The 6,503-nt window shown below is 42.1% G+C and carries 7 protein-coding genes; 3 read left to right on the top strand and 4 right to left on the bottom strand.

Annotation, left to right across the window (positions count from 1 at the left end; genetic code table 11):
- Window positions 1-257 precede the first annotated feature (257 nt).
- On the bottom strand, window positions 258-1,196 hold the full coding sequence (locus AEQ18_RS01535; protein ID WP_054114608.1) for an alpha/beta hydrolase: 939 nt from the start codon (window positions 1,194-1,196) through the stop codon (window positions 258-260).
- A 167-nt stretch (window positions 1,197-1,363) separates the two neighbouring features.
- Complete coding sequence (locus tag AEQ18_RS01530) at window positions 1,364-2,455, bottom strand: DUF871 domain-containing protein (RefSeq protein ID WP_054114607.1); 1,092 nt, start codon at window positions 2,453-2,455, stop codon at window positions 1,364-1,366.
- Between the two features lie 180 nt (window positions 2,456-2,635).
- Here AEQ18_RS01530 and AEQ18_RS01525 point away from each other — a divergent pair, with 180 nt between their 5' ends.
- A complete protein-coding gene (locus AEQ18_RS01525) occupies window positions 2,636-3,373 on the top strand; it encodes a peptidylprolyl isomerase (protein WP_054114606.1) in 738 nt (245 codons plus the stop codon).
- A gap of 73 nt (window positions 3,374-3,446) precedes the next feature.
- Here the strand turns inward: AEQ18_RS01525 and fabZ are convergent, their stop codons facing one another.
- On the bottom strand, window positions 3,447-3,887 hold the full coding sequence (fabZ, locus tag AEQ18_RS01520; protein WP_054114605.1) for a 3-hydroxyacyl-ACP dehydratase FabZ: 441 nt from the start codon (window positions 3,885-3,887) through the stop codon (window positions 3,447-3,449).
- A gap of 203 nt (window positions 3,888-4,090) precedes the next feature.
- Here fabZ and fabI point away from each other — a divergent pair, with 203 nt between their 5' ends.
- Window positions 4,091-4,846, top strand: a complete 756-nt coding sequence (gene fabI, locus AEQ18_RS01515) for an enoyl-ACP reductase FabI (protein ID WP_054114604.1) — start codon at window positions 4,091-4,093, stop codon at window positions 4,844-4,846.
- Between the two features lie 135 nt (window positions 4,847-4,981).
- On the top strand, window positions 4,982-5,899 hold the full coding sequence (locus tag AEQ18_RS01510) for a mechanosensitive ion channel family protein (RefSeq protein WP_054114603.1): 918 nt from the start codon (window positions 4,982-4,984) through the stop codon (window positions 5,897-5,899).
- Between the two features lie 61 nt (window positions 5,900-5,960).
- On the opposite strand, the gene cbpB is transcribed toward AEQ18_RS01510, so the two are convergent.
- Window positions 5,961-6,464: a cyclic-di-AMP-binding protein CbpB gene (cbpB, locus tag AEQ18_RS01505; RefSeq protein ID WP_054114612.1), complete on the bottom strand. Its 504-nt coding sequence runs from the start codon at window positions 6,462-6,464 to the stop codon at window positions 5,961-5,963.
- Between the last annotated feature and the right edge of the window lie 39 nt (window positions 6,465-6,503).

Genomic DNA, 6,503 nt, shown 5'->3' with positions numbered 1-6,503 from the left:
GGAATGATTATTTGTATCTAATTCCATGTTATATCAGCTCATTTCTTATATAGACTGATTATAACATAAGAAAAAAATAAAAGGCAATATGCCCTAATTGTCGGTTTTCGAGCTACCAACGGTAACCCTCATACCGAACGGCATTCATCACCCACCTATAGAGGATGGGCGACTTCTGCCTGTGTTGAGTTAAACGCTTTTAGTGCTCCCCACAAAAAAAGACCCTCAAGATCGAGGGCCATTCATCAACAGATCGTTTATTGATGGTCATACGTGGTGAGAAAAGCAGCAATCCGTTCTTTATAGGCTTCTGGGTCCATTTGGTAACTTTTGGCATGTTCTGCCCCTGCCACGATCCACTTTTCTTTCGGCGCAGTTGTCGCATTGTACAAGGTATCAAGCATTTCATATGGGACAAAGGTGTCGGCGTCGCCATGAATGAAGAAGATTGGTCGGGTATTTTTTGCCAGCTGTTTGACTGCATCGGCTTCGCCGAACCAATAGCCGGCACGTAATTTGGTCACCAAACTGGTCACATTCATCAATGGAAAAGCCGGCAGATCAAACAATTGATCCAACTGATACCCCAGCTCTTCATTGACTGAGGTGTAGCCGCAGTCTTCAATGATCGAGGTCACATTCTCCGGCAGTTCTTCCCCACTGGTCATCATGACCGTCGCAGCACCCATACTGATGCCATACAACGTAATCGTTTCTTGCGATCCATTCCTATCAATGATTTGATTGATCCATTGCAAGTAGTCCTTGCGTTCAGGCCAGCCAAAACCGATATAGTCTCCTTGACTCTCTCCGTGTCCACGGGCATCCGGAACCAATACATTGTAGCCCAAGTCATGATAGATTTTGGCATAATCTGCCATTGTTTCGGCATTTCCCATATAGCCATGCGCAATAATGGCCGTTTTCCCTGCAGCTGTTTCAGCTGGCAAATAGATGGCAGACAAGCGCAAGCCATCTTGACTCGTCATCGTAAGCATCTGACGATTGTTTGAATCTTTGAACCACGCTTCGTTGCTATCTTTGCTTTGCGCTTCGTCGGTACCTGGCGTACCGCCTGCCAAAAAATCTTTTTCTGATGGCACGACCGCGTAGTTATAAAAATAATTGCCGGCAAATCCTAACCCGATCACCACCAAAAGAACAACACCAACACCGATTCTCCAAAACCACTTCACATGTTTCACGTCCTTATCAACTTGTTTACATAATTATATTATCGAAACCAAATCTCTGTTTTTCGGAAAAAGGTCCTTTCATAAAATACCGTTTTTTTCAGACTTTTGTCAACTCACAAAAAAAAGCATACCTAATGCACTTAGGTATGCTGCAGTCATTCAATCATTTATTTGTTCTCAGTCAACTTGAAGCTAGACCAAGGTTTCAAGAAATCAAGCAAGAATAATTCTTCCTCTGTGATTTTTCCGACGACATTGACACGACCGTCGTTCTTCATTTCTTTCAAAGCAATTTGCGTTTCGCCTTTGTATTGTCCGTAGCCTACATTGTCGATCAAAACATCCCCGCGAACCATGTCATTGGTATCATGGGCTGGGAATTCTTTGTCTTTATAATAGACACGGGTCATGGTTGAACGCAAAATATATTCAGAACGATCGCCACGGTAACTATGCAAGTTGTCAAACAGACATACCCGTTCGTTTTCCGTGATTCCGTCTGTGACATCGATGCGCAAAGTCGGATAGTCAGCGTTGAAGGCTTCCGCCATTGCTGCCAATTCAGCTTCAGAAGCATAGGCATTACCGACAGAGATATCATCGATCAAACCAGTCAGCACCAAATGCTTGACTTGCGTTGCAATCGGCAGATCGCGATGATCTTCTAACGAGCATAGGCCATCTTGTGTTGGCCATGGGCCAAAATCAGCGGCATGAGAATTGACGAAGGCCATTGTATTTAAGTTATACTTACGGAATTTTTCTGAGCAAAAAACAAAATGATCATAACCCAAACCAGAATAACGATGCGGATAAAAATTATGTGAGCCCAAAAGATTGTCGGTGTTCGGTGAATAACTCATGATGTTGTCGACATAGCCAGTACCAGAACTCATATTGATCTCTATTTTGATGCCGTATGGATTACGGGTCATTTTGGCTTCTTCGGCCCCAGTAAATCCGATGTCTAAACGCACACCATAAGCGCCCATTTCATCAAAGAAGGATAAATCATCATAAGAGATACCCAATTGTTCAAATAGACCTGGATTGATATCCACCATCACTTCCATGCCTAATTGGTTGGCATAATCCACAACTTGTTTAAAATCTGCCAAGACTTTTTCTTTGTCATCATTGATCTGCAATAAACTTGTAAACACGCGTTTGAATCCATATTGATGCGCCAAATCTAAATACGCTTTGTCCTTTTCAAATGTTGATCGTTCTGGATAAATCGAAATACCTAATTTTCCCATCAAAAAACCTCCTATAATTTTCTATCCGTTAGATACTATGTATCCTCTTACATTGTACCAAACATTCGAAAAGTGGTCTACACCTTTGACGGGAAATCAATGAACGCCATGAAATCTGCGCTTTCATCTAACACGCTTTTTTGTTATCATAAGGCTATTGACGAAGGAAGGATTGAAAGAATGAAAAAATGGTTCTATACCCTGACAGCTGCCGCAAGTCTATTGTTGCTTGCAGCTTGCAGCAACGGCACGACAACAAGTTCTGAAACAGCAGAAAGCACCTCGAGATCTGAATCTGTTGATTTGAACGCCTTAACATTGCCTCAGTTGGAAACAGAGATTCAAGAAAATGAAGATGTGGTCGAAATGGTGACTGGCGAAGGCACAATCACCATCAAATTATTCCCTGAATTGGCACCAAAAGCCGTGGAGAATTTTATGACCCATGCCAAAGATGGCTATTACGATGGCGTTACCTTCCATCGTGTCATTGAAGAGTTCATGATTCAAGGCGGTGATCCAAAAGGCGACGGTACTGGCGGAGAAAGTATATGGGGAGAAGGATTTGGCGAAGAGATCTCCAATCAGCTGTATCATATCCGTGGTGCGTTGGCGATGGCGAAATCAAGCTTGCCAAACAGCCAAGGCAGTCAATTTTATATCGTTCAAAACGATCAAGATGTGTCGGATGGTTTAGCGGTCCAACACTACCCGCAAAAAATCATCGATGCCTACAAAGATGGCGGTACCCCGAGCTTGGACTTTAACTACACGGTTTTTGGTCAAGTGATTGAGGGCATGGATGTCGTAGACAAAATCGCCAAAGCTGAAACAACGGCTTCAGCTAGTGGTGAAAACTCCACACCAGTTGATCCGGTGAAAATCGAAAAAATCAATATCATCCAAGAAGCAGAATAAGATAGCAAAATAAGAAAACGAAATAAAAAAATGCCAGCACAGATCTCCTACTGAGACATGTGCTGGCATTCTTTTATTTTTGATCACCAACGATGAATGTAAACTCGCATTCAGCGACTTTTTTGTCCTCTACTGTTGCTACAGCATCTGCAGTCCCAACAGAACCTTTGATTTTTTTGATTTCGAAGACCAATTTCATCGTGTCTCCAGGCACAACTTTTTGGCGGAATTTCGCTTTATTGATACCGCCGATATAGGCCGTACGTCCTTGAAACTCTTCAGATTTCAAAATAAGGATCGAACCAGCTTGCGCTAATGTTTCTAATATCAATGCACCAGGCATCACTGGGTTGCCAGGGAAATGACCTTGGAAAAAATCCTCATTGATCGTGACATTCTTCGTTGCAACAATTTTTTTGCCAGACTCGATTTCATCAACATAATCAATATAAATAATTGGGTAGCGATTTGGAATCAAATCCATGACTTCTGTTTCAGTCAATAGTTTCTTCATGGTTTCCCTTCCTTGCTTAAAAAATAGTTTATAGTTTGATTATCAAAGTATCATAGTTCCGTTAAAATGGCAACTAAATTTTTATAGAGAAAAAAATAGTTTGACAATCAAACAATTATGCATAATAATTAGGAATCAAGAGCGAGCTTTGCTCTCTTCGTTATTATACTTATTGATTGTTTATTTTATTAAGGAGTGGAATTATGAGTTTTTTAACTGGAAAGAAAATCGTCGTTATGGGCGTTGCCAATAAGCGCAGTATTGCGTGGGGCTGTGCGCAAGCATTGAAACAACAAGGTGCCGAAGTCATTTATACTTACCAAAATGATCGGATGAAAAAACCATTGGAGCGTTTGCTGGAAGAAGGCGAGTTCACGGTAGAATGTGATGTCGCCAATGACGACAGTATTGCGGCTGCTTTTGAAACGATCAAAGCCTATACTGGGCAAATCGATGGCGTGGTCCATGCCGTGGCTTATGCCAACAAAGAAGATCTATCTGGAGATATTTTGAATATCTCTCGTGATGGCTATGCACTGGCACAAGATATCAGCAGCTATTCATTGATTGCGGTCACCAAATATGCCAAACCAATCTTATCTGAGAATGCTGGTATTGTGACCCTGTCTTACTTAGGTGCAGAACGCGCTGTACCGAACTACAATATGATGGGCATTGCTAAAGCGGCATTGGAATCCAGCGTACGCTACTTAGCGGCTGAATTATCTCCGCAAAAAATTCGTGTCAATGCCATTTCTGCAGGTGCCATCAAGACCCTTGCAGTCACAGGTGTCAAAGACTACCAAAAACTGATCCAATTATCTGAAGATCGCACACCAGATCATGTCGGTGTAACGATTGAAGAAGTCGGCAATACGTGTGCCTTCTTGATCAGCCCATTGTCTAGCGGGATCATCGGCGAAGTCATTTTCGTGGATAAAGGGGTACATTTATCATAAGCTTGACCATCTTCGTAGACTGTCTGAACCTAAGGCAGTCTTTTTTTTGCATGAAAGCCCTTATCTTAAATAAGTATTTTTGCAATTGCTGGCTTTCTTCGTTAAAATAAAAGCACTACGTTTTGGAGGTAAATCATGAATTTATTTATACTAGCAGCATCAACCACTGACTCCTCTGGATCAAGCATTACCGAGCCAGCAGCTGCACAATTAAACGCGATCCAAAAATGGTGGCAATCGATCAATTGGGAGGAAATCGTGGGTCTGGTGATCCAAAAAGCATTGATGCTTTTCTTCCTGTTGATATTATTCGGCATTTTGTTAAAAGTCAGCAACCTGATCATCGACCGCATTTATCGGTCATATGAAAAGAAAGCGACTTTTAATGCGAGCCGGATCAATACGATCCATACATTGATCCGCAACACTGTCCATTATTCATTGGGTTTTTTCTTTGTTTACGCCCTCCTTTCCACCATAGGTGTCCCGGTTGGCTCATTGCTTGCTGGTGCCGGAATCGTCGGTGTCGCACTTGGTTTAGGTGCACAAGGATTTATGAATGACTTGATCACTGGTTTTTTTATCATTACCGAACAACAAATCAATGTCGGTGATTATGTACGTCTGACCAACTTGACCTTAGAAGGCACAGTCACAAATGTTGGTATTCGAACGGTTCAACTGAAATCAGTTGACGGGACGGTCCATTACATTCCCAACCGCAATATCACAACGATCAGCAATACGTCGAGAGCCAATATGCAAGTCGTTGTCGATGTCCGAATCTTGCCTTCTGAAGGACTAGAGGATATTCGCGGGATCATAGAGGAAGTCAATCAAGCAATCGCGGCACAGCATGAAACAGAGATCCAAACGGCCCCAGCTGTCTTTGGATTGGTTGACCTTGGCAATAACAACTTTGCCATTCGTTCAACGATGTATGTTTCCAACGGTACACAATGGAAATTAAAAGAAGAGTTTTTGGCCGCATCGATCGATGCATTAACGGCTAAAGGATATACGATCCCTAATGCCCCAATCGTGGGTATATAGCAAAACACCCTCAACTGTGAGCCAAAGCTGCCAGTTGAGGGTGTTTTGTTCTAGATGTCCTTTAGACCACATGTAATGTTTCAGTGGGGTTCGGGGTTTCTTCTTTTGAGATCAACAAATAACGCCGTTCCAATTCATGGGCGAGATGGTTGACGGATTTCAATATTTCTTTGCGGGTCATAATGCCGACAAACACCTTGTCCTCATCAACGATCGGTAAAAATGCCTGATCGACTAGATGATGCAGCATGTCCTCTAGATCGCCATCTGCCTGGATACAGGCCACATTGACTTCCATTACATCTGCAACTGTCAATCCTTCAATATTTTCCATGCTGAATCCAGTAAGATCCATCATTTTTTCGACGATATTTGATAGACTGATCAAGCCGACCAAATGATCTTCACTGTCTAACACGGGAATCTTTGAGTACCCTACTTTAGATAATACAAGTAACGCATGGCTCAATGGATGATTATAAAAAACAGATGCCACATTTTCGGCTGGTACCAAAAAATTCTCTTGATTTTCGAGTAAAATTTTTTCTACGATTGGTCCTATCAATCTAACTGCCTCCATTTCACGACTACCTCTTTATTTTAA

Source organism: Enterococcus sp. RIT-PI-f, from assembly GCF_001297065.1.
Taxonomy (GTDB): Bacteria; Bacillota; Bacilli; order Lactobacillales; family Enterococcaceae; genus Enterococcus_D.
Note: the sequence above shows the minus strand (reverse complement) of the source record. Positions and strands in the feature narration are given on the sequence as shown.

What these genes read in the sequence shown, in the direction of transcription:
- fabZ (WP_054114605.1), bottom strand. Translation starts at nt 3,887, where the DNA reads ATGAAGAAACTATTGACTGAAACAGAAGTCATGGATTTGATTCCAAAT.
- AEQ18_RS01510 (WP_054114603.1), top strand. Translation starts at nt 4,982, where the DNA reads ATGAATTTATTTATACTAGCAGCATCAACCACTGACTCCTCTGGATCA.
- fabI (WP_054114604.1), top strand. Translation starts at nt 4,091, where the DNA reads ATGAGTTTTTTAACTGGAAAGAAAATCGTCGTTATGGGCGTTGCCAAT.
- AEQ18_RS01525 (WP_054114606.1), top strand. Translation starts at nt 2,636, where the DNA reads ATGAAAAAATGGTTCTATACCCTGACAGCTGCCGCAAGTCTATTGTTG.
- AEQ18_RS01530 (WP_054114607.1), bottom strand. Translation starts at nt 2,455, where the DNA reads ATGGGAAAATTAGGTATTTCGATTTATCCAGAACGATCAACATTTGAA.